Origin of the sequence: Aeromonas sp. EERV15, assembly GCF_900079845.1 — a bacterium.
In the GTDB taxonomy this organism is placed as follows: Bacteria; Pseudomonadota; Gammaproteobacteria; order Enterobacterales; family Aeromonadaceae; genus Aeromonas; species Aeromonas sobria.
Genome location: NZ_FKKY02000003.1, coordinates 192,152 through 211,517, shown reverse-complemented (window position 1 = coordinate 211,517; position 19,366 = coordinate 192,152). Strand labels below are relative to the sequence as shown.

At 58.1% G+C, this 19,366-nt stretch carries 20 protein-coding genes; 7 read left to right on the top strand and 13 right to left on the bottom strand.

Annotated features, from left to right (window positions below; all coding sequences use genetic code 11):
* Positions 1–897: a glycyl-radical enzyme activating protein gene (locus tag BN4575_RS04130; RefSeq protein ID WP_068977252.1), complete on the bottom strand. Its 897-nt coding sequence runs from the start codon at positions 895–897 to the stop codon at positions 1–3.
* A 127-nt stretch (positions 898–1,024) separates the two neighbouring features.
* Between BN4575_RS04130 and fsa the strand changes: the two genes are divergently transcribed.
* Positions 1,025–1,678 carry a fructose-6-phosphate aldolase gene (fsa, locus tag BN4575_RS04125; RefSeq protein ID WP_068977251.1) on the top strand — a complete coding sequence of 218 codons (654 nt, stop codon included), beginning with the start codon at positions 1,025–1,027 and terminating at the stop codon, positions 1,676–1,678.
* Positions 1,679–1,792: 114 nt separating this feature from the next.
* Complete coding sequence (locus BN4575_RS04120) at positions 1,793–1,972, top strand: hypothetical protein (protein WP_042021305.1); 180 nt, start codon at positions 1,793–1,795, stop codon at positions 1,970–1,972.
* Between the two features lie 140 nt (positions 1,973–2,112).
* Here the strand turns inward: BN4575_RS04120 and BN4575_RS21635 are convergent, their stop codons facing one another.
* The 3 genes from BN4575_RS21635 to dsdX form a co-directional block, all read right to left on the bottom strand.
* Positions 2,113–2,289: a hypothetical protein gene (locus BN4575_RS21635; RefSeq protein ID WP_005337704.1), complete on the bottom strand. Its 177-nt coding sequence runs from the start codon at positions 2,287–2,289 to the stop codon at positions 2,113–2,115.
* Between the two features lie 308 nt (positions 2,290–2,597).
* The gene (locus BN4575_RS04115; RefSeq protein ID WP_068977250.1) at positions 2,598–3,929 is read right to left on the bottom strand and encodes a D-serine ammonia-lyase; all 1,332 of its coding nucleotides are present in this window, start codon (positions 3,927–3,929) and stop codon (positions 2,598–2,600) included.
* A gap of 16 nt (positions 3,930–3,945) precedes the next feature.
* Positions 3,946–5,283 carry a D-serine transporter DsdX gene (gene dsdX, locus BN4575_RS04110; protein WP_068977249.1) on the bottom strand — a complete coding sequence of 446 codons (1,338 nt, stop codon included), beginning with the start codon at positions 5,281–5,283 and terminating at the stop codon, positions 3,946–3,948.
* A 223-nt stretch (positions 5,284–5,506) separates the two neighbouring features.
* Here dsdX and dsdC point away from each other — a divergent pair, with 223 nt between their 5' ends.
* On the top strand, positions 5,507–6,451 hold the full coding sequence (dsdC, locus tag BN4575_RS04105) for a DNA-binding transcriptional regulator DsdC (protein ID WP_068977248.1): 945 nt from the start codon (positions 5,507–5,509) through the stop codon (positions 6,449–6,451).
* Positions 6,452–6,620: 169 nt separating this feature from the next.
* Here dsdC and BN4575_RS21630 read toward each other — a convergent pair whose 3' ends face one another.
* From BN4575_RS21630 to BN4575_RS04095, 3 genes are all read right to left on the bottom strand, one after another.
* Positions 6,621–6,797, bottom strand: a complete 177-nt coding sequence (locus tag BN4575_RS21630) for a hypothetical protein (protein ID WP_005337704.1) — start codon at positions 6,795–6,797, stop codon at positions 6,621–6,623.
* A gap of 308 nt (positions 6,798–7,105) precedes the next feature.
* Positions 7,106–7,555 (bottom strand): C40 family peptidase, encoded by a 450-nt coding sequence (locus BN4575_RS04100; RefSeq protein ID WP_068977247.1) that lies wholly within the window; start codon positions 7,553–7,555, stop codon positions 7,106–7,108.
* Between the two features lie 197 nt (positions 7,556–7,752).
* Positions 7,753–8,661 (bottom strand): hydrogen peroxide-inducible genes activator, encoded by a 909-nt coding sequence (locus tag BN4575_RS04095; protein WP_042021308.1) that lies wholly within the window; start codon positions 8,659–8,661, stop codon positions 7,753–7,755.
* Positions 8,662–8,806: 145 nt separating this feature from the next.
* Between BN4575_RS04095 and BN4575_RS04090 the strand changes: the two genes are divergently transcribed.
* A complete protein-coding gene (locus BN4575_RS04090; RefSeq protein WP_068977246.1) occupies positions 8,807–9,409 on the top strand; it encodes a peroxiredoxin C in 603 nt (200 codons plus the stop codon).
* A 158-nt stretch (positions 9,410–9,567) separates the two neighbouring features.
* On the opposite strand, the gene BN4575_RS04085 is transcribed toward BN4575_RS04090, so the two are convergent.
* The 6 genes from BN4575_RS04085 to BN4575_RS04060 all read right to left on the bottom strand — a co-directional run bounded on the left by BN4575_RS04085 (position 9,568) and on the right by BN4575_RS04060 (position 15,767).
* Positions 9,568–10,533, bottom strand: a complete 966-nt coding sequence (locus BN4575_RS04085) for an alpha-L-glutamate ligase-like protein (RefSeq protein WP_042021312.1) — start codon at positions 10,531–10,533, stop codon at positions 9,568–9,570.
* Between the two features lie 3 nt (positions 10,534–10,536).
* Positions 10,537–12,075 (bottom strand): inactive transglutaminase family protein, encoded by a 1,539-nt coding sequence (locus BN4575_RS04080; RefSeq protein WP_068977245.1) that lies wholly within the window; start codon positions 12,073–12,075, stop codon positions 10,537–10,539.
* A 3-nt stretch (positions 12,076–12,078) separates the two neighbouring features.
* Positions 12,079–12,867 (bottom strand): ATP-dependent zinc protease family protein, encoded by a 789-nt coding sequence (locus BN4575_RS04075; RefSeq protein ID WP_042021316.1) that lies wholly within the window; start codon positions 12,865–12,867, stop codon positions 12,079–12,081.
* Between the two features lie 52 nt (positions 12,868–12,919).
* Positions 12,920–13,897 carry a tRNA 5-methoxyuridine(34)/uridine 5-oxyacetic acid(34) synthase CmoB gene (gene cmoB, locus BN4575_RS04070; RefSeq protein ID WP_068977244.1) on the bottom strand — a complete coding sequence of 326 codons (978 nt, stop codon included), beginning with the start codon at positions 13,895–13,897 and terminating at the stop codon, positions 12,920–12,922.
* A complete protein-coding gene (gene cmoA / locus BN4575_RS04065) occupies positions 13,894–14,643 on the bottom strand; it encodes a carboxy-S-adenosyl-L-methionine synthase CmoA (RefSeq protein WP_068977243.1) in 750 nt (249 codons plus the stop codon). Before cmoA ends, cmoB begins: the two co-directional genes overlap by 4 nt.
* A 275-nt stretch (positions 14,644–14,918) precedes the next feature.
* The gene (locus tag BN4575_RS04060; protein WP_068977242.1) at positions 14,919–15,767 is read right to left on the bottom strand and encodes a DUF72 domain-containing protein; all 849 of its coding nucleotides are present in this window, start codon (positions 15,765–15,767) and stop codon (positions 14,919–14,921) included.
* Positions 15,768–15,929: 162 nt separating this feature from the next.
* Here BN4575_RS04060 and BN4575_RS21140 point away from each other — a divergent pair, with 162 nt between their 5' ends.
* From BN4575_RS21140 to BN4575_RS04050, 3 genes are all read left to right on the top strand, one after another.
* Positions 15,930–16,244, top strand: coding sequence for an FmdB family zinc ribbon protein (locus tag BN4575_RS21140; protein WP_204787380.1), 315 nt, complete (start codon positions 15,930–15,932; stop codon positions 16,242–16,244).
* Positions 16,213–17,979 carry an aspartate--tRNA ligase gene (gene aspS, locus BN4575_RS04055; RefSeq protein ID WP_068977241.1) on the top strand — a complete coding sequence of 589 codons (1,767 nt, stop codon included), beginning with the start codon at positions 16,213–16,215 and terminating at the stop codon, positions 17,977–17,979. Before BN4575_RS21140 ends, aspS begins: the two co-directional genes overlap by 32 nt.
* A 100-nt stretch (positions 17,980–18,079) precedes the next feature.
* Positions 18,080–18,820: a YebC/PmpR family DNA-binding transcriptional regulator gene (locus BN4575_RS04050; RefSeq protein WP_042021324.1), complete on the top strand. Its 741-nt coding sequence runs from the start codon at positions 18,080–18,082 to the stop codon at positions 18,818–18,820.
* The last annotated feature ends 546 nt before the right edge of the window (positions 18,821–19,366 follow it).

The following is a 19,366-nucleotide window of genomic DNA, read 5'->3' as shown; positions in this document are numbered from 1 at the left end:
TTATCCTCTGGTCACAGGGGTCAGCCCCTGACGTTGGGCGTATGCGTGGGCAAAGTTGAGTAAATCGGGGTCGTCGAGGGGTGTCTCCGGCGCCTGATAGGGCAGATCCAGCAGGGCATATTTGCCCATCCCCAGCGTGTGGTAGGGGAGGAAGTGGATCTCCTGCACCGTGCCGAGACTGGCGGCGGTGTCGGTGATGGCGGTGATCGATTCGCGGTCGGCATTGAAGCCGGGAATGAGCGGCACCCGGATCTGCATCGGCACGCCGTGCTCGGCCAAGCGTTTGAGGTTCGCGATGGGCAGCTCCACCTTGCCGCGGGTCCAGTTGAAGAAACGTTCTTTATCCACGTGTTTGAGATCCGCCAGCACCAGATCCAGTGAGGGGAGGCTTGGCTCAATCTGGTGCCAGGGCACATGGAGGCAGCTCTCGACCGCAGTGTGCAGCCCTTCGGCCTTGCAGCGGGCCAGCAGGGCAGCGGCAAAGTCGGGCTGCATAAAAGGCTCGCCACCGGAGAGAGTGACGCCACCGCCGCTCCGTTCGAAGAAGGGGCGATCCCGCAAGATGGTGTCCATCAGGGTGTCCAGGGTTTCATCCCGGCCGCACACCTGCAGCGCTTCGCTGGGGCAGAGGCCGCGCAGCCGTTCCATATCGTCGGCCTTGAGGGCTGAACGGGTGAGCTGGATGCCTTCGCTGTCACGCAAGATTGCCGGACAGGTCTGGCTGCAGAGCTGGCATCCCTCGATGCATTGGCGCCGGTCGAGTAGTATGTCCGGCTTGAGAGAGCGGCTTTCCGGGTTTTGACACCACAGGCAAGCTAGCGAGCACCCCTTGAGAAACACCAGGGTGCGAATGCCGGGGCCATCGTGAGTTGAATATCGTTGCAGGTCGAAAATCATACCGCCTCCTTTTGTTTTTTATTCTATTTGCTTTCATTCGAAAGTTGATTTGATTTCGATCAAGTATTTCGCAGATGTTTTATCGCTAGAATGGCGACATATTAAACATCCCGTTAAGGAGTTAGAGATGGAGCTATATCTCGATACCGCCGATGTGGCGGCAGTGCGTCGCTGGTCACGGATCCTGCCGTTGGCCGGTGTCACCACCAATCCTTCCATTACTGCCGCCGGTGGATTGCCGCTCTCCGAGCTGCTGCCCGCCCTGCGCGACGTACTGGGGCCCAAGGCGCGCCTGTTTGCCCAGGTGATGGCCAAAACCGAAACCGAGATGGTGCGTGAGGCATTTGCCCTGCGTGAGCTGGACCCGGATCTGGTGATCAAGATCCCGGTATGCGCAGAGGGGCTGGCGGCCATCAAGAGCCTGACCGCCAACGGCGTGCCGACCCTGGGTACGGCTGTCTATACCCCGCTGCAAGGCTGGCTGGCGGCGGTGGCGGGGGCGGAATATGTCGCTCCCTACGTTAACCGGCTGGACGCTCAGGGCGGCGATGGCATCGCCACCGTGCAGGAGCTGCAACAGCTGCTTGAGCTGCACGCACCGAACAGCAAGGTGCTGGCGGCGTCATTCCGCACTCCCCGTCAGGCGCTCGACTGCCTGCTGGCCGGTTGCCAATCCATCACATTGCCGCTCGATGTGGCGGAGCAGTTGCTGAATGTGCCTGCGGTGGATGCGGCATTGGCGAAGTTTGATCAGGATTGGCAGCGCGCTTTCGGTCGCTGATCGAAGTGATAGATGGGGGAGTGTGAAGAGACGCGGGTGATGGGGATTGACCGACTAGACTTGAAACAGGTGGCCACCTTCGCTGGCCGCCTTGCTGTCTACCGGAGGTATCCCATGAGCGACCATCTGCTGCTCCCCCATGGTGAAGATCTACGTCGTGCGGTGCGCTGGCTCAGTGAACACCACCTGCATGATATCGCCGCCATTGAAGAGGCCAGCCTGCGTTTTGATCTCTCGCCACTTGATGAAGAATTTCTGATCCAGCACTGGCTCGACAACCAGCGCCAATCCTGAGGTAAGACTTCAGTGCTCTGTCATTGGACGACAGCCCTTGGCAACAGGGCTAAGGCAGTGGGAGTGTGGGGTAGAAGGCGCGACGGAAGCTATGGCCCTGCTGCCACACCAGATGGCTGGCAGCAAGGTGGCAAGTGGAGTTAAGTGGTCTTTTCCAGGTGGTTTTGGTAAATCTGCTGCCACTTGTCCAGTTCGTTTTCATCCCCCTGTTGCTGCCAGAACTCGCAGATGGAACTCGCCATCTCGCATGCCATGGCGTGGTCACCGTCACGGCGACTCATCAGGTATTGCCCCAGCCAGCTTTGATACTGTTTCATTGCACGATCTCCTTATCTCATGTGCCCTTGATGGTGCCTACCTTGACGGGAGCATCTCGGCTCACATTGGGGGTAACATCATCAGGCATGATGGTACAAAATCACGACCCTGGCAGAGAGCCCGATGGGCAATCTGGCGGCGAACGTGACGCGATATGTCAAAAAATGAGCGCTATTTTGGCGAAAAATGACCGACTTGGGGGAATTGTCGCCACGGATTGCGACGGATCTGCTCCATACCCTTGTTCCCAACACAGAAAACCCGCCGTGATGGCGGGTTTGTTTGTTGCTAAATGCAGGTATATTACTTAGATCCGGGCGCTGGCTAGGTACTTTGCCATCTCTTCGGCGGGCACCATGCCACCGCCGGTGGCCCACACCAGATGGGTGGCCCGTGCCATAGCTGCGGCATCGAAACCGCGCCCGGTTTGCCACTCGGGATTGGCCGCCACACGCCACGGACCGGCCATACCTGCCAGGGCGGACGGTTCGAGTTCAATCTGTTCATCGCGAGCCAGCAGCCCCAGCAGGTCATACATCTCCTGATCGCTCAGGGTGTAGAAACCATCGAGCAGCCGCTCCATGGCGCGGCCGACAAAACCGGAGGCGCGCCCCACCGCGAGGCCGTCGGCGGCGGTGAGGTTGTCGATGCCCAGATCTTGCACCGCAATGGCATCGTGCAGGCCGGTGTGGACCCCCAGCAACATGCAGGGGGAGTGAGTTGGCTCGGCAAACAGACAGTGAACGTGGTCACCGAAGGCGAGCTTGAGGCCAAAGGCCACCCCGCCCGGGCCGCCGCCTACGCCGCAGGGGAGGTAGACGAACAGCGGGTGGTCGGCATCCACCTTGATGCCCATCTCGTCGAACTGCTTTTTCACCCGCTCGCCCGCCACCGAGTAGCCGAGGAACAGGGTGCGGGAGTTCTCGTCATCGATAAAGAAGCAGTTGGGATCGCGCTCGGCCTCTTTGCGCCCCTGCTCCACTGCTACTCCGTAATCTTCGGCATATTCGACCACGATCACCCCGTGCTCGCGCAGCTTGCGCTTCTTCCACTCCCGCGCATCGGCCGACATATGGACGGTGACGGTAAAGCCCAGCTTGGCGCTCATGATGCCGATGGACATGCCGAGGTTGCCGGTGGAGCCCACCGCGATGCTGTACTGGCTGAAGAACTGGCGAAACTCCTCGCTAAAGAGCTTGCGGTAGTCATCCTCTTCGCAGAGCAGTCCCGCCTTGATGGCCAGCTGTTCGGCGTGGGTCAGCACCTCGTAGATACCGCCACGGGCCTTGATGGAGCCGGAGATGGGCAGGTGACTGTCTTTTTTCAGAAGCAACTTACCGGTCACTTCGACCCCGTACCGTTCATTGAGGGTACGTTGCATCGCCGGAATGGCGGCGATCTCTGACTCCAGAATGCCGTTGCTGGCGCGGGTCTCGGGGAAAGCTTCGCACATGTAGGGGGCAAAGCGGGCGAGCCGGGCGGAGGCATCCGCCACATTGCGGCTATCGAGCCCGACATAGGGCAGACCGACTGCCAGGGTGGTGGCGTTGGGGTTGAACCAGCTGACCGGCTCGAGCGCGATCAGGGATTGCACCAGTGGAAATTGAGTCGTGAGCTGTTGTACATCGATGTTTTTCATGGGGTTCTCGGTCTTGTTACACGATACAGGAGAGCAGGAAAGTACCGGCCAGTGCCATCAGGGAGGCAACAAAGGTGGCGGTGGTGTAGTACTTGAGCGTTTCGTTCAGGGTGGCACCGCAATACTGCTTGACCAGCCAGAACAGGGAGTCGGTCACCATGGTGCAGCCGATGGCGCCGGAGCCGATGGCCAGCGTCATGATCTCCGGGCTGATATTCGGGTAGTGCACCATGATGGGGGAGACGATAGCGGTGGCACCCATCATGGCGACGGTGGCAGAGCCCACGGCGGCGTGCAACACGATGGCCACCAGCCAGGCCAGCAGAATGGGGTGCATGTCCAGCTGGGAGAGGATGGTGGCCAGAGAGTCGCCCAGCCCGCTTGCTTTGAGTACCCCGTTGAAGGCGCCACCTGCCCCGATGATGAGCAGAATGTTGGCGATGGAGGAGAAGCACTCCTCGGTCTTGTTGAGCAGCCCTTCCATCTTCATCTGCTGGCGGATCCCCAGCACGTAATAGGCGGTGAAGGCGGCGATAAACATGGCGGTGATGGGGTTGCCGATAAACTCCAGCACGACATAGAGGTTGCTGGCGTGATCCATGTTGAGCTCGGCGACTGTCTTGGCCAGCATCAGCAGGATGGGCAGCAGCACAGTGAAGAGCGAGGCTCCCAGGGTCGGGAGGCTTGCCTCATCGCGGGCCTTGATGTCGGCAAAGGCGGCGGGCACCTCTTTGAACGGTACCCGTTTGCCCAACAGTTTCAGGAACAGCGGGCCGCCCACCAGCGAGGCAAACAGCCCGACTGCCAGACCATAGACGATGACGGAACCGATATCGGCACCCAGTTGATTGGTGACATAGAGGGCGGCCGGGTGAGGCGGCACGATGCAGTGCACTGCCATCAGGGCGGTGCAGAGCGGAATGGCCAAGGTCAGCAATGAGGTTCTGGTTTTGCGGGCGATGGAGAAGGCGAGCGGGATGAGCAGCACCACCCCCACTTCGACAAACAGGGTGATGCCGCACACCAGACCCACCAGCACCATGATGACCTGGGGCGAAAGCCAGCGGCATTGCTGCAGGGCGAGACCGATGCGCTCTGCCGCGCCAGATACTTCCATCATTTTGCCGAGTATGGTGCCAAGTCCGATGACGGCAGCGAGAAAGCCCAGGGTGCCACCAATGCCCTCTTCCATGGCATTGACCATGTTGACCGGGTTCATCCCCATCATGGTGCCGACATAGAAGCTTGCCAGCAGTAGGGCGAGGAAAGGATGCACCTTGCCCTTCACGATGGTAACCACGATAAGAATGATGCTACTCAGCAATGTTGCGATGACCCACAATTCTGAACTCATACTGCGCCTCGACATCTGTTATGTGTGATTATTTATGCGCTATTGAATGAAAATGGTGGGTCTCTGACAAATGATGAAATTCGGCTCTTGGGTGAACTGAGGTGATGCTAATTCGCCACACTCATCACATTTTCTCGAAACCAGATTTTTTGGTTCTTCTCTGGTAACCCTGAAAACGGGTATTCGGGTGTATCATCGGCGGCCATTGCAGAGGGGTGGATGAATGTATAACGGGGATAATTACATATCGCGCAACAAGCTGCTGAGCGGCTACCAGCTGGCCAAGTTGCATACCTTCGAGGCGGCCGCCCGCTACGGATCGTTTGCGATGGCGGCCGATGAGCTGTCGCTGAGCCCCAGTGCAGTGAGCCACCGGATCAGTGCGCTGGAAGAGGAGCTGGGGTTTAAGCTCTTTGAGCGTTTTCACCGCAAGGTGGTACTGACGGCGGAGGGGCAGCGAGTCTTCTGGGCGCTCAAATCCTCGCTGGAGTTCATCAATCAGGAGATCCTGGAGATCAAGAATCAGGAGCTCTCCGGCACCCTCACCATCTATTCGCGCCCCTCCATCGCCCAGTGCTGGCTGGTGCCAAGGCTGGCGGACTTCTCCCGCCTGCATCCGCAGATCGAGCTCAATATCATCACCGGCAACGAGAACATCAACCTGCACGGTTATGGCATCGATTTGACCCTCTATTTCGATGAGAAGAGCCCGGATCGGCTCGCCATCCATCCGTTGATGGATGAGTTCATGCTACCGGTCTGCAGCCCGGAATATGCCGAGCAGCACGGGCTTGTCGGCAATCCCGCCAACTTGTCCTTGTGCCGTCTGCTCCATGATCGGCAGGCATGGGGATTTGATTCGGATACCGACGAGTGGAGCTGCTGGGCTCGCCATGCCGGGGTCAGCCTAGAGGAATGTCAGCTGAGCATGGGTTTTGATCGCTCGGATCTCGCCATCATCGCCGCCATGAATCACGCCGGTATCGCTATGGGGCGCAAGAATCTGGTGAGCAAGCGGCTGGCGCGCAACGAGCTGGTGGCCCCTTTTGCGGGGCTGGCGGTCAAGTGCGAGCAGCGTTATTACATGGCGACCCTGCCCAATCGCGAGAGTCCCAAGATCCAGGCCTTTATCGACTGGGCGCAGGGGATGGCTGCCGAGATGAAATGAGCAGAGGTTGGTGCGCAAGAGAGCAACATGCAGGCGGTAACGCGCGAGCTAACGAAGGTTGTGGTTTAACGTAGCTGGAATATTGGGAGAGAGTAATTGGCTGATGGTGGTTGGCCGCGAGTTGCCCTGCTGCCACCCCGGATGGCTGGCAGCAAGGTGGCAAGTGGGGTTAAGTGGTCTTTTCCAGGTGGTTTTGGTAAATCTGCTGCCACTTGTCCAGTTCGTTTTCATCACCCTGTTGCTGCCAGAACTCGCAGATGGAACTCGCCATCTCGCATGCCATGGCGTGGTCACCGTCACGGCGACTCATCAGGTATTGCCCCAGCCAGCTTTGATACTGTTTCATTGCACGATCTCCTTATCCATTTAACCTTTGAAATTGCTGCTGTGGGTGGTCCTTCCCGGAGCGCGTTACCACAGCCACTTTCGCCACGCCTGATGGTGATCGGTTGTTTCTATCGCCACACTTACTGTCAATTCTGATAACTGGCGTATAAAAACAGTGCGAAGGTGTTAAAAATTGGCTACCACCTTATCACGAAATGGTGTGAATTGCAGGTTTTGGGGCCAATTGAGTTATAAGCGCAGGGGGGCTATAGCCACGACCTGTGCTGGGGGAACCAGTGAGAAGGGGGATAGGAGCTAGGTGACCCGTTATTGGGTCACCCGGCGGGCTTGCCAGTAGCGGCTGTTCCAGTAGACGTTGTCGAGGCGGGAGCGGATAACGCCTTTACTGGTGGAGGCGTGGATAAACTCGCCGGCACCGGTATAGACCCCCACATGGTATTGCTGCCAGCCGGTCTTGAAAAAGACCAGGTCCCCATGTTGCAGGCGGTAGCGATCCACCGGCTTACCTATGCTGGCCTGGGACTCGGTGGTTCTTGGCAGGCTGAAGCCGAGTACCTGGTTGTAGGCGAGCTGGGTGAAGGCGGAGCAGTCGAGCCCGGCGCGGCTGGCGCCGCCCATCCGGTAAGGGACACCACGCCACTGCTGGTAGAAGCCATCAAAGGCACTGCTCTGCCGGGGGGGCGGAGGCGGCTCCGGCGTGCTGGAGCAGGCGACCAGCAGCAGGGTCAGCAGGAATAGCGACAGCTTGCGATACATCGGGGCTCTCTTCACAGACATGTTTAACCAATAGAAAAGTACATCAACAGCTGTGTTCTACCACCTGGTTGTAGGGCCGGAGGTGGTGATGCGACAACTTTTCCATCATAAACAGGGATCTGGCTCCATACCTAGCAGCGGAGCGGAAAAATGCGGCGGGGGCTCAAAAAAAGCCAGCCCGAGGGCTGGCGTCTGCGTTATGAGGCAGGGGTTATCAACGGTTTGAGCAGTTCCGCCAGCTTGTAGAAGGTCTGCACCCGGGTGGTGCTGGGGCGCCATACCAGTCCGATTTCGCGATAGGGCATCTCCCCGGGGAGCGGGATGGCTACCAGATCGGAGTTGGCGAGAATGCCGGCATCGATGGCCATCTGCGGCAAGAAGGTGGTGCCGAGACCCGCTTCCACCATCTGTACCAGGGTATGCAGGCTGGTAGCGGCGAACGGGTTGATCTTGCTCTTGTCCCGCAAGCTGCAGGCGCTCACCGCGTGCTCGGTGAGGCAGTGTTCCCGCTCCAGCAGAAAGATGCTTTGATTCGGCAGCTCTTTATAGTCGAACGGGGTATGCAGACCGGCCGCCATGCTGGCGGGCATCACCATATGGAAGGGATCCTGACCAACTGTCTTGCAGTGAAAACCGCCGATCTCGATGGGCAGGGCGAGGATCAGCAGATCGAGCTGCCCCTGCTCCAGCTGTTTGAGCAGATTGCTGGTGGTGTCTTCGCGCAGCAACAATTCCAGCTCAGGATAGGTCTTGCTGCACACTTTCAGCAGTTTGCTGAGCAGGAAGGGGGCAATAGTGGGAATACAGCCAAGACGCACGGTTCCCTGCATCACGCCGCCCTGATGTTGTCCTAGCTCCATCAGATCCCGCGCATCGGAGAGTAAATTGCGAGCTCGCTCGACGATTTCCATGCCGACTGGGGTCATAATGAAGCTCTTGTGGTCCCGTTCCACCAGTTGCAGGCTCATCATGTCCTCCAGCGTCTGGATCCCGGTACTCAGGGTCGACTGGCTGACATGGCAGGCCTTGGCGGCGCGATTGAAGTTCTTGTGCTCGTCGAGAGCAACCAGATATTGCAGCTGTTTGAGGCTGGGCCAACGTTGCATAGAAAAACCCGATTAATGCTATCTATTTAATTTGATTTACTAATCTACCATCGGGTCTATAGTTTGTCGCTTGAATTAGATGGACTTGGCTCTAGGTAGCCCAATCCTCACCGGATTGTTCACTTCACATAAAGAGGAATTGAATATGGTATTGGTAGGCCGTCCCGCACCCGATTTTACCGCCGCAGCTGTTCTGGGCAATGGCGAGATCGTTGATTCATTCAACCTGTCATCCCACATCAAAGGCAAAGCTGCCGTTGTCTTCTTCTATCCGCTCGATTTCACCTTCGTCTGCCCGTCCGAGCTGATTGCCTTCGATCACCGCTATGAAGAGTTCCAGAAGCGTGGCGTGGAAGTGATCGGTGTTTCCATCGATTCCCAGTTCTCCCACAACGCATGGCGCAACACCAAAGTGGAAGATGGTGGTATTGGTCAGGTCAAGTACCCGCTGATCGCTGACGTGAAACACGAAATCTGCAAAGCCTATGACGTTGAGCATCCGGAAGCCGGTGTGGCGTTCCGTGGTTCCTTCCTGATCGACAAGAACGGTGTCGTTCGTCACCAGGTGGTCAACGATCTGCCGCTGGGCCGCAACATCGACGAGATGCTGCGCATGGTCGATGCCCTGCAATTCCACGAAGAGCACGGCGAAGTGTGCCCGGCTCAGTGGGAAAAAGGCAAAAAAGGCATGACAGCTTCACCGGATGGCGTGGCCAAGTACCTGTCCGAGAATGCTGACTCCCTGTAATCGGGTCGCACTCCATTTGAAGAACCGGCGCCAAGGCGCCGGTTTTTTTATGTTTGTGATCAGCAGAACCAAGTGATGGCGGCTCAATCAGAGTGGGGTAGCCAGTGGTTAGGCATAAAAAAACGCGCCAGTTGGCGCGTTTTGCTATCTGCTTGTGGCTACTCGTCAAAGATCCCGAAGTGATCTTTGGCGAAGTTGACCCGCTGCTCCACGTTCATCTTCACTTGGCCCAGCTTCTCGATGGTCTTGAGATTGGGCACCAAGCCGCGGCCGTTGGCGATCTGGATGGCAAGACCTGGACGGGCATTGAGCTCCAGCAGCATGGGGCCGCGGAACTTGTCCAGCACCATGTCGGTGCCGATATAGCCCAGACCCGACATTTCGTAGCAGGATGCTGCCAAGGTCAGCAGGGTATCCCAGTGGGGCACCTTGAGGTCATAGAGGTCAAGGCCGGTATCCGGGTGGTGGCGTAGCGGATTGCCAAACTGCACTGCCCGCAGGGCACGACCGGTACGCAGGCACAGGCCTACCCCCACGGCGCCCTGGTGCAGGTTCGCCTTGCCGTCCGAGGCGGCGGTAGAGAGGCGCATCATCGCCATTACCGGGAACCCCTTGAAGATGATCACCCGGGCATCGGGTACCCCTTCGAAGGAGTAGCCATCGAACACATCATCAAAGTTGATGAGGCCTTCCACCAGCGCCACGTCGGGCTTGCCGCCAAGCGAATAGAGCCCTGCCAGAATATTGGAGACATGACGCTCCAGATCCTGACCGTTGGAGGCACTGCCGTTGGGCTTGTAGAAGAGGCCATCTTCCTGACGCAATATCACCAGGATCCCCTTGCCACCCGAGCCGCGTGCCGGTTTGATACAAAACCCTGGCCAATCCTTGACCAGCTTGGTGATCCGCACCACATCGTGCTGAGCACGGATAGTGCCGATCAGCTCAGGCACGGTGACACCGGCATCCAGCGCGATGCGCTTGGTCTGCAGCTTGTCATCCACCAGCGGGTAGAGGCTACGCGGATTGTAGCGGCTGATGTAGGAGTGGTTACGCTTGTTCATACCGAGGATGCCTGATTGGGACAGGCTCCACGGGGTGGTGTATTTTTCCCAGAACCACATCTGTTACTTGTCCTTACCCGGGGTGGCGCCTGACTTCATCTCGTCCACCAGCGGCTTGAAGCGCTTCAGTTCGCTCAGCTTGTAGCCGGTGTAGTTACCCATCAACAGCACGGTTGCCATCAGCACCAGCTGCAGACCGAGGAAGTTGAAGGTAAGGTGACGGATCAACTCGTTATCCATGGCCAGATAGGCGATAACGGCGACCAGCAGTGAACCACCACCCTGACGTACCACCTCTTTCGGGCCCTCTTCTTCCCACAGGATCGACATACGTTCGATGGTCCAGGAGAGGATGATCATCGGGAAGAAGGTGATCTTCATGCCATCGGTCAGCCCCAGCTTGAAAGCGAACGCCGAGAAGATACCGATCATCGAAATCACCATGATGATGATGGCCGATATTCGGGCAACCAGCAGCAGGTTAAGCCGCGACAGGTAGGAGCGGATGATGAGACCGGTGCCGACAATCAGCAGGAAACCGATGAGACCGGTGACCAGCGAAGTCTGGATAAAGGCGACCGCGATCAGCACCGGCATGAAGGTGCCGGAGGTTTTGATCCCCACCAGTACCCGCAGGAACACCACCATCAGCACGCCAATCGGGATCAGCAGCAAGCCCTTGAACAGGGTCTGCTCTTCCAGCGGCAGGCTATGAATGGAGAAGTTCATCATCTCGGATTTTTCGAACTTCTGGGCCAGCGCCACGTTGACCGGTTGCTCTTGCTCGATCATCGAGAAGCTGACACGGGAGTTGTGACCACCGGTCACATCCAGCAGCGCGCCTGAGTTGTATTCCCACAGTAGCAGGTTGGCAGGACGGCCCTGTTCACCGGTTTGCGGGTTGAACAGCTTGTAGTCGGTCGGGCTGTTGAACACTTGCAGGTAATCCACCAGCTCCTGACGACGGCGGCCATCTTCCAGGTTCAGTGCATGCACCACCCGGGTCGGTACGTCGGCATTGTTGAGCAGCTCGGCGATCAGGTTGGCACGGCTCTTGTTCTTTTTGAGCAGCTCGGCATTTTGCTCCTGCTTCTCGATTTCCTTGATGATCTCGCGAGTCAGGGTGTAGCCATCCGCTGAGCGCTCTTGCGCCCGCTCCACGATCTGTTTCATCGCAGTGGCGTAGGGCTCACTCTCGATCTGCTTCTCGATGGCGGGCGGCTGTGGATTGGCAGCCGGTTTGGCATGGGCATCCGCCATCATGTCGACGCGGTAGTAGAGCTCTTGGCGACCGGAAGCGGTGCGAATAGACCACTCGGCGCGGGCATCGCCATCTTTCTCGACAAAGGAGAGGCCGTAGCCCGGGCTGGCGGCGTTCTCGTTCATCAGGGTGAAACCGGGCTGGGTGCCCGGGATGGCCAGAGAGGCGATCACCGGATCACCGGTCGCCTCGAACTCCAGCTTGGCTTCGATGGACCAGATCTGGCGCTTTTCACCGGGGGTGAGTGGCACATCCAACGCGATATGGTGGTAGATCGTCATCCCCAGGCCGATAATGTACAGCAGGGCTACCAGCAAATAGAACGGCTTACGGGAAACCATGGATTATTTCACATCCTTGAGCTTGGGTTTGGGTTGGATATATTCGCGGGCCACATCAACCACAGCGATGTCTTTCAAAAATTCGCGACCCAGCAGCACAGGGAAGGTCATGTCGCTACGGTCTTTCAGGGTAAATTCGGCTTTCTCGGTCATGTCACCGATCCGTACCGCCAGACGCACCACCGGACGGCGGTCGAGATCATCAGCAGAGGCCTGACGTACCCGCACATGGCGCACCAGCGGGGCTTCGATCTGGATCTTGTCATCAACATCCTGATGACTCAGGAAGAAGCGCACCCAGTTCTTGCCGTTGCGCTCGAAAATGGTGATCTCCTGGGCGCTGATGGAGGAGGTGGTGGCACCGGTGTCCACGCGCGCTTGGAAGGCGTCGTTGGCAGCGTCAACCCAGATCCACTCCGCTTCACCGACCATCAGTTTGCCATCTATGGTGTGGCCCTGAGTGGGGGCCGGGCATTGCTCAGCCGGGAGGGCCATGGGTTTGGGCGGCTCAGCGGGAATTGCGGTGAGCTTGGTATCGAGTTTTTTGACTGACTCTTTCATATTGGTGACATCAGTATTGAGCTGAACCAGCAGGTGCTGTTGCTGCACATAGTGCTTTTGTTGCTGTTCCATGGAGGTTTGCAGGCGCTGCTCGCTCTGGTCGAGTTCGCTACGGAGCTCGGCCAGGGTCAGTACAGGAACCTGAGGCGTTTTTTCCATATTGACACACCCGCCGAGACTAAGCAGGGAGAGCAGGGTCATTCCTTTTAATTTGCTTTTCATGTCATTCATTTAACTGTGCTTCCTGGAATTGGGTCAGTGTAACTTTCTGAATCGCCAGCGGCTAGTCTTTGGCCTTGCGGGCAATCAGGACGGCACGTTTGGGCGCCGGGTGTCCTTCTACCGTGAGTGCCGGATTGTCTGGGTCCAGGTAATCACTCAGGGATTCATTAATCATCCAGTCGGTACGACGCTGTTCGTCGGTGCTGGTCATATTCTCGTCTACTATCCGCACATCGGTGAAACCGCAACGTTCAACCCACAGCTTGAGGGCGCTACTTGAGGGAATAAACCAGACATTGCGCATTTTGCCGTAGCGATCTGTAGGCACCAATACTTCATTGACGTCACCATCAACCACCAGCGTCTCCAGTACCAGTTCACCATCGTCTTTCAGTTGGTTACGCAGCTGTTCGATGTGTTCGATGGGGGATTTACGGTGATAGAGCACCCCCATGGAGAAGACGGTGTCAAAGGCGCGCAGCTCAGGCAACTCCTGAATGCCGAGCGGCAACAGGTGAGCGCGCTGATCATTGCCTGCGAAGTGGCGAATGGCTTCGAACTGGCAGAGAAACAGCGGGCTCGGGTCGATGCCGACCGCCAGCTTGGCCCCTTCACCCACCATGCGCCAGAGGTGATAGCCGCTGCCGCAGCCCACATCCAGTACGTAACGTCCTGCCAGCGGGCTGATATGGGGCAGCACCCGATCCCACTTCCAGTCGGAGCGCCATTCGGTATCGATGTGGATGCCGTGCACCGTGAACGGCCCCTTGCGCCAGGGCATGAAGTGGCGCAGCAGGCTCTCGACCTTCTTGCGCTCCCCTTCGCCGAGGCTCTCGGCCGAACCTGTCTCGACCCGACTTTTCAGCTCGATGTGTCCGGGGGATACCACCGGCAGCTTGTTGAGGGCGCGGTTCCAGCGCGGCAGATCGCCGTGCTGGTTGTCATGTTGCCAGGTGTGCAGCTGGGCGGGCAGGGTATGCAGCCAGTGGCTCAGCCGGTTTTTGGCAATCAGTTGATAGAAGTTGGCAAAGTCGATCATGGCTGTTGGGTTTCACTGGATTTGATGGCAATCATGGAGCCGAAATTGAAGCACTGGAACCAGAGATCCTGATGAACGAAGCCGGCATCCCGCAGGCGATCACGGTGGGTCTGCAGGCTGTCGGTGCGCATCACGTTCTCAAGGGCGGTGCGCTTCTGGCTGATCTCCAGCTCGCTGTAGCCGTTGGCCCGTTTGAAGTCGAGATGAAGCTCGATAAGCAGCTCGTTGACCGGCTCATCTTCAAAGCGGAACTTCTCGCTCAGAATCAGGATCCCGCCCGGGCGAAGCCCATCGTGAATGCGCTGGATCAGGGCAGCCCGTTTCTCCGGCTCGACAAATTGCAGGGTGAAGTTGAGCACCACCACAGAGGCGTTCTCGATCTCTATGTCGCAGATATCCGCTTCCACCAGCTCCACCGGTACCTCGGATTTGAAACCGGAGAGGTGGGCGCGGGCGCGCTCGATCATCGGGTGGGAGAGATCCACCGCCGTGATGCTGCAGCCGGGCTGGCTAATATGGCGGCGCATTGCCTGGGTCGCTGCCCCCAGCGAACAGCCGAGGTCATAGAGTCGGCTCATCGGTTGGGCGTAACGGGCGGCCATCATACCGATGGCGGAGATGATGTTGCTGTAACCCGGCACTGAGCGCTGGATCATATCGGGAAATACGTCGACGACCTGTTCGTCAAAACAGAAATCCCCCAATCGGGCGATCGGGGCGGCAAAAATTTGGTCTTTGGTCTGCATGCTGGCGCAACCTGACAGTCGGGGCATAGCCCGGCTGTATTGTTCAATTGAGTCGTTGGGTGACACCCATCAGAGTAGATTAATCACCTGTTTACGAACGGGGTGGCTGGTCATGAAATCCTTTGGACCGACCCTGTTCGTATGGGTCATGTTCCGGACCCTTACTTGGGGCGGTAGTGTAGAGGATTGATGACCATTTGTCTTGACGCCAGGGCTTGCCTCGCCACAAAAAAGCGCTTTTTTTGCCGCAGTTCGATGGCCGCAGAATGGGTTGGCTAAAAGCGCAGCACTCCCTGACGTGCGCGATCGTTTTCCCCCGGCCAGGGGGCCATCTCCTGCTCCAGCAGGCGAGTGATCTGGCGAGCCAGCTCAGGTGCCTGGGCGTTGTCGGCAGTATGTATATAGAGGTAGAGATCCTTGCCCTCCGCGAGCCATTGACGCCAGTGGGGGAGCCAGCTGGGCAGGAAGGGATGGTTGGCCGCCGGATCCGGCAGGCCGATAAAGCGCACCATGGGGGCGCTGGCAGTCGCCAGCAGATGCACCGGCAGCCGCGGCTTCTTGCCCTGAGCATCGGTCAGTGTCGCAGTGGTCGCCGGTATCGAGAAGAGCGGGCGACTGTCGAGCATGATGCGATTTACCCCCTTCTCCATCAGCAGCCGGTTCAATGCTCGCTCGGCCTCCCCCTTGGCGAAGAAGTCGGGGTGGCGTACTTCAATGGCGTAGGTGAACTGTGCCGGCAGCCGCTCGATAAAGGCCGCCAGTCTGGCCAGCCCCTCCGGGCCGAAGCGGGCGGGTAGTTGCAGGGTGAGCAGGCCCAGCTTGTGGTGCAGCGGGGCGAGCAGGCGGATAAAGTCGGCCACTTGCTTATCTGCGCTCACCAGATCGCTCTGGTGGCTGATGGTTTGCGGAAACTTGAAGTTGAAGCGAAAGTGGGCGGGTACCGCATCGGCCCAGCGTTGTAGCGTCTCCGCTGTCGGCAGGGCATAGAAGGTGGTGTTACCCTCCACCGAATTGAACACGGTGGCGTAGTGGGCGAGGTGTTCGGCAGGCTTGGCGCCAAGGCCCAGCAACTGGCCGGGCCAGCTGGGGTGGGACCACTGTGGCAGGCCCAAATAGAGGCTCATGGCGGCTATTCTCGTCGGTCTTGGGGCTCGCATGCCCGTTTTTGTCGATTTTTTTGCCACCGAGTGCAAAAAACTGCTGAAAGGAGGCTGCTGGCCATTTTACCCAAAAGGGGGTTTTCCTCTATAATGCCAGCCCTTTTGTTTACCAATTTCTAGTGGCCCATGCCTGTCTACGCAGATCGTTGCGATGTCTGTGGTCCTGAATTGGCAAAACTGCAAAAGCTTTCCGATGCCCCCCTGACCGACTGTCCGGCCTGTAGCAAGCCACATCGGGTCAAGCTGATATCGGCGGCAGGCTTCCGGCTCAAGGGAACCGGATGGTACGAGACTGATTTCAAACCGGGTAAGAAAAGAATCTGGCCAGCTGTGAGACAGACGGTGCTTGCCAGTCGTGCCCGGCGGCCCAAGGTTAACCGTCTCTCTACAATTTCGAAGGAAGAAGTCCATGCGCTCTATCTATTGCGGACAGGTCAATGAGGCCCATGCCGGGCAGACCATTACATTGTGCGGTTGGGTTCATCGTCGTCGTGATCTTGGCGGCCTGATCTTTATCGACATGCGCGACCGGGAAGGGATCGTGCAGGTGTTCTTCGATCCGGACAAGCCGGACGCATTCGCGCTGGCTTCCGAGCTGCGCGGCGAATTTTGTATTCAGGTTTCCGGCGTGGTGCGTGCCCGCCCTGACTCCCAGCGCAACAGCGACATGGCCACCGGTGCTATCGAAGTGTTCGCCCACGAGTTGACCATCATCAACCGTGCCGAGCCGTTGCCGCTGGACTTCAATCAGGTCAACAGCGAAGAGCAACGTCTCAAGTTCCGTTATCTGGACTTGCGCCGCCCCGAGATGGCCAAGTATCTGAAGACCCGTGCCAAGGCCAGTGCTTTCGTGCGTCGCTTCATGGATGAGCAGGGCTTCCTCGACATCGAGACCCCGATGTTGACCAAGGCAACCCCGGAAGGTGCCCGTGACTATCTGGTGCCGAGCCGCGTCCACAAAGGCAAGTTCTACGCCCTGCCGCAATCACCGCAGCTGTTCAAGCAGTTGCTGATGATGTCCGGCTTCGACCGTTACTACCAGATCGTCAAGTGCTTCCGTGACGAAGACCTGCGTGCCGACCGTCAGCCAGAATTTACCCAGATCGACGTGGAGACCTCTTTCATGACTGCGCCGCAAGTGCGTGAGCTGATGGAAGAGATGATCCGCAAGCTGTGGCAACACGTGCTGGCCGTCGATCTCGGTGACTTCCCGGTGATGACCTTCGATGAAGCCATGCGTCGCTTTGGCTCCGACAAGCCGGATCTGCGTCTGCCGATGGAGCTGGTCGATGTCGCTGATCTGCTGACTGCGGTTGAGTTTGCGGTGTTCGCCGGCCCTGCCAACGACCCTAAAGGCCGCGTGGCAGCCCTGAAAGTGCCGGGCGGCGCCGAGCTGTCCCGCAAGCAAATCGACGAGTACACCAAATTTGTCGGCATCTACGGTGCCAAGGGCCTGGCCTGGATGAAGGTCAACGAAGCCGCTAATGGCCTCGAAGGCGTGCAGTCTCCGGTTGCCAAGTTCCTCTCCGACGCCATCGTGCGCGAAATCCTGGCCCGTACCGGTGCCGCTGACGGCGACATCATCTTCTTTGGCGCTGACAGCAAGAAAGTAGTGTGCGATGCCATGGGCGCCCTGCGTCTGAAAGTGGGCCGCGATCTGGGTCTGCTGGAGAACAGCTGGAAGCCGCTGTGGGTCATCGATTTCCCGATGTTTGAAGAAGACAGTGAAGGTGGTCTGGCCGCTATGCACCACCCGTTCACTGCTCCGAGCAACATGGGTCCGGCCGAGCTGAAAGCCAGTCCGCTGAGTGCTTACGCCAACGCCTACGACATGGTGATCAACGGCTATGAAGTGGGTGGCGGTTCTGTCCGTATCCACAACAGCGAGATGCAGGCCACCGTGTTCGACATCCTGGGCATTACCCCGGCCGAGCAGCGCCTGAAGTTTGGCTTCCTGCTGGATGCGCTGAAATACGGTACCCCGCCGCACGCCGGTCTGGCCTTCGGTCTGGATCGTCTCAGCATGCTGCTGACCGGTACTGAAAACATTCGGGACGTGATTGCCTTCCCGAAAACCACTGCGGCTGCCTGTCTGATGACTGACGCCCCCAGCCTTGCCAACGCAGCCCAGCTGGGTGAATTGGCGATTGCAACTACCGTCAAGGGCGACGAGTAAGCCGATACCGGCAGCAAAGGCCGCCACAGGTGGCCTTTCTCTCCCCTTTGGTGAGCAATGAAGTGTGTTACTGACATTTAAAAAATAACGGAGAATCTCTATGGCAGGTCACAGCAAATGGGCCAACATCAAACACCGTAAGGCTGCGCAAGATGCCAAGCGGGGCAAGATCTTCACCAAACTGATCCGGGAAATCACCACTTCCGCCCGGATCGGTGATCCTGACCCGGCCAACAACCCGCGCCTGCGTGCGGCGGTGACTGCCGCCCTGACCAGCAACATGACCCGCGAGACCATCAACCGCGCCATCGCGCGTGGGGCCGGTGGTGGTGATGGTGAACAGCTGGAAACCATCGTCTATGAAGGTTACGGTCCAGCTGGATCTGCCGTGATGGTCGAGTGCCTGACAGACAACCGGAACCGGACTGTTGCCGAAGTGCGTCATGCCTTCAGCAAGAGTGGCGGCAACCTGGGTACCGACGGCTCCGTCGCCTATCTGTTCAGCAAGAAAGGGCTGCTGACCTTCGTCGGTGCCGATGAAGATGCATTGATGGATGCGGCACTGGAAGCGGGTGCCGATGACGTGGTCACCGAAGAGGATGGTTCCATCGAGGTGTACACCAGCCCGAACGATTTTGGTACCGTGCTGGATGCGCTGGAAGCGGCGGGTTTCAAGGCAGCTAACGCCGAAGTGACCATGATCCCTTCTACCGAAGCTGAGCTGGATGCGGAAACCGCTCCCAAGCTGATGCGTCTGATCGACATGCTGGAAGATCTGGACGATGTGCAAGAGGTGTATCACAACGGTTCCATCTCTGATGAAGTTGCTGCGACCCTCTGATCGCTGAATTGTGCTCTCCAATGGCAGCCATCTGGCTGCCATTTTTTATATTTGCATGGGTGAAACCGCTGACGAGTCGTTTGATTCACCAATGCAACAGATCTCTTCACTCAATACTTTTCCCGCCTCATCTGCGCCTTACCATTCCACGGATCCTGTTGGCCGGTCAGCCCGACACGCTAGCCGGGTTACGTTATGTGATCATGGTATGGTTCCTCTTATTCGGTTTATCACACGAGCAACTCTTTAGATGGCGTTGGCCAGTAGGCAGATTGTTCCGTGCGCAGCATGCCCGAGGTGATTGTCGATGGCTTTGTTGTCACGGTACGGCAATCAATGCTGAGCCATTGCTTGGATGTTGATATCGGACGATTGGTTAGGCGTTGGGCGTTGGGCGTTAGACGTTGGACGTTGGACGTTGGGTGTGCAGGTTGGTCGGGAGAGGGGATGGTTTGCACTACCGCAACATGCTGGGGGAGAGGAGGGGGAGTGATGAGTTGCAGATAAAAAAAGCCCGCGCATGGCGCGGGCTTGTGATCTCAGGAC

Coding starts and splice junctions, on each gene's coding strand:
- BN4575_RS04130 (WP_068977252.1), bottom strand. CDS start 897: ATGATTTTCGACCTGCAACGATATTCAACTCACGATGGCCCCGGCATT.
- fsa (WP_068977251.1), top strand. CDS start 1,025: ATGGAGCTATATCTCGATACCGCCGATGTGGCGGCAGTGCGTCGCTGG.
- BN4575_RS04120 (WP_042021305.1), top strand. CDS start 1,793: ATGAGCGACCATCTGCTGCTCCCCCATGGTGAAGATCTACGTCGTGCG.
- BN4575_RS21635 (WP_005337704.1), bottom strand. CDS start 2,289: ATGAAACAGTATCAAAGCTGGCTGGGGCAATACCTGATGAGTCGCCGT.
- BN4575_RS04115 (WP_068977250.1), bottom strand. CDS start 3,929: ATGAAAAACATCGATGTACAACAGCTCACGACTCAATTTCCACTGGTG.
- dsdX (WP_068977249.1), bottom strand. CDS start 5,283: ATGAGTTCAGAATTGTGGGTCATCGCAACATTGCTGAGTAGCATCATT.
- dsdC (WP_068977248.1), top strand. CDS start 5,507: ATGTATAACGGGGATAATTACATATCGCGCAACAAGCTGCTGAGCGGC.
- BN4575_RS21630 (WP_005337704.1), bottom strand. CDS start 6,797: ATGAAACAGTATCAAAGCTGGCTGGGGCAATACCTGATGAGTCGCCGT.
- BN4575_RS04100 (WP_068977247.1), bottom strand. CDS start 7,555: ATGTATCGCAAGCTGTCGCTATTCCTGCTGACCCTGCTGCTGGTCGCC.
- BN4575_RS04095 (WP_042021308.1), bottom strand. CDS start 8,661: ATGCAACGTTGGCCCAGCCTCAAACAGCTGCAATATCTGGTTGCTCTC.
- BN4575_RS04090 (WP_068977246.1), top strand. CDS start 8,807: ATGGTATTGGTAGGCCGTCCCGCACCCGATTTTACCGCCGCAGCTGTT.
- BN4575_RS04085 (WP_042021312.1), bottom strand. CDS start 10,533: ATGTGGTTCTGGGAAAAATACACCACCCCGTGGAGCCTGTCCCAATCA.
- BN4575_RS04080 (WP_068977245.1), bottom strand. CDS start 12,075: ATGGTTTCCCGTAAGCCGTTCTATTTGCTGGTAGCCCTGCTGTACATT.
- BN4575_RS04075 (WP_042021316.1), bottom strand. CDS start 12,867: ATGAATGACATGAAAAGCAAATTAAAAGGAATGACCCTGCTCTCCCTG.
- cmoB (WP_068977244.1), bottom strand. CDS start 13,897: ATGATCGACTTTGCCAACTTCTATCAACTGATTGCCAAAAACCGGCTG.
- cmoA (WP_068977243.1), bottom strand. CDS start 14,643: ATGCAGACCAAAGACCAAATTTTTGCCGCCCCGATCGCCCGATTGGGG.
- BN4575_RS04060 (WP_068977242.1), bottom strand. CDS start 15,767: ATGAGCCTCTATTTGGGCCTGCCACAGTGGTCCCACCCCAGCTGGCCC.
- BN4575_RS21140 (WP_204787380.1), top strand. CDS start 15,930: ATGCCTGTCTACGCAGATCGTTGCGATGTCTGTGGTCCTGAATTGGCA.
- aspS (WP_068977241.1), top strand. CDS start 16,213: ATGCGCTCTATCTATTGCGGACAGGTCAATGAGGCCCATGCCGGGCAG.
- BN4575_RS04050 (WP_042021324.1), top strand. CDS start 18,080: ATGGCAGGTCACAGCAAATGGGCCAACATCAAACACCGTAAGGCTGCG.